The organism is Caldalkalibacillus thermarum (genome assembly GCF_014644735.1).
Classification (GTDB): domain Bacteria; phylum Bacillota; class Bacilli; order Caldalkalibacillales; family Caldalkalibacillaceae; genus Caldalkalibacillus; species Caldalkalibacillus thermarum.
The window spans coordinates 1-1,112 of the sequence record NZ_BMKZ01000110.1; the positions used below are offsets into that span (position 1 = coordinate 1).

Annotated in this window: 1 protein-coding gene; it reads left to right on the forward strand. The window is 49.1% G+C overall.

What is annotated here, in order from left to right; translation table 11 throughout:
* On the forward strand, positions 1-772 hold a 772-nt coding region (locus tag IEW48_RS16695; protein WP_188624712.1), incomplete at its 5' end, for an IS256 family transposase.
* Positions 773-1,112: the final 340 nt, after the last annotated feature.

Below are 1,112 nucleotides of genomic sequence, written 5' to 3' on the forward strand. Positions count from 1 at the left end.
ACACGTGTATCCGTTTGTGCTAGTAGATGCTATTTATACGAAAGTCCGGGAGGATGGACGAGTACGCTCCAGAGCCGTGTTGATCGCTACAGGAGTGAATGAGGAAGGATATCGAGAAATTCTTGGCCTGCAAATCGGAAACAGTGAATCGGAGTCCAGCTGGAGCGAGTTCTTCGGATGGCTGAAAGACCGGGGACTCCGGGGAGTGGACTTGATCATCTCGGATCAGCACGGTGGGCTGGTGCATGCCATTGAAAAGCATTTCCAAGGCGCTACATGGCAACGATGCCAGACACATTTTATTCGTAATATCCTCGATGCCGCACCAAAGTATATGCAGGATGCCTTGCTCGAGGAGATTCGTGGGATTCTTCATGCTCCAAATAAGCAAACGGCCCGGCTGTTATTGGAACAAGTGCTGGCCAAATGGGAAGAAAAAGCCCCAAAAGCCATGCAAATCCTCGAAGAGGGATTCGAAGACGCCACCGCCGTATTGGACTATCCGGACCGTTACCGGCGGCGCCTGCGCACGACCAACGGAGTGGAACGGCTGAACGAAGAAATTCGCCGCAGAGAACGGGTCATCCGCATCTTTCCGAACCGGGAATCGGTGTATCGTCTCGTTGGTGCCGTGTTGATCGAAATCGATGAAAAATGGATGTCAGGGCGCAAATACAAGGGATTGACTGAATATTGGCAGTGGCGGAAAACGAAAGAGCAAGGAGTCCGATCGGTGAATCAGGAGGCTCCGGCGATCAAGAGAGTGGGATAACCTCTACGCCGTGTCAAGGAGAACGTGGAATACCGGAGCGAAGCGAGGATATGCCGCGAAAGCTCCTTGACACGCCTGTTCCTTGACAACATGATCATTTGTCCGGGAAGGCGACCGGCAGGGAGACTTTCCGGTCTTACCTACCATACGTCAAGTCATCAGGTCCATGTTGTCTATCAAAGGGGAATTTACACAATAATTTGGACTTGACCAAAAAAGTTTCATTTTTTAAGTTTTAACTTGCTCAATTTAAGTTTCTTGGTAGACTATTTTTTTCTTGAAGACGTAAGTAAAACCATATAGCAAAAAAAGACAAAAAGAGAGCGTAACCAGTGCCATA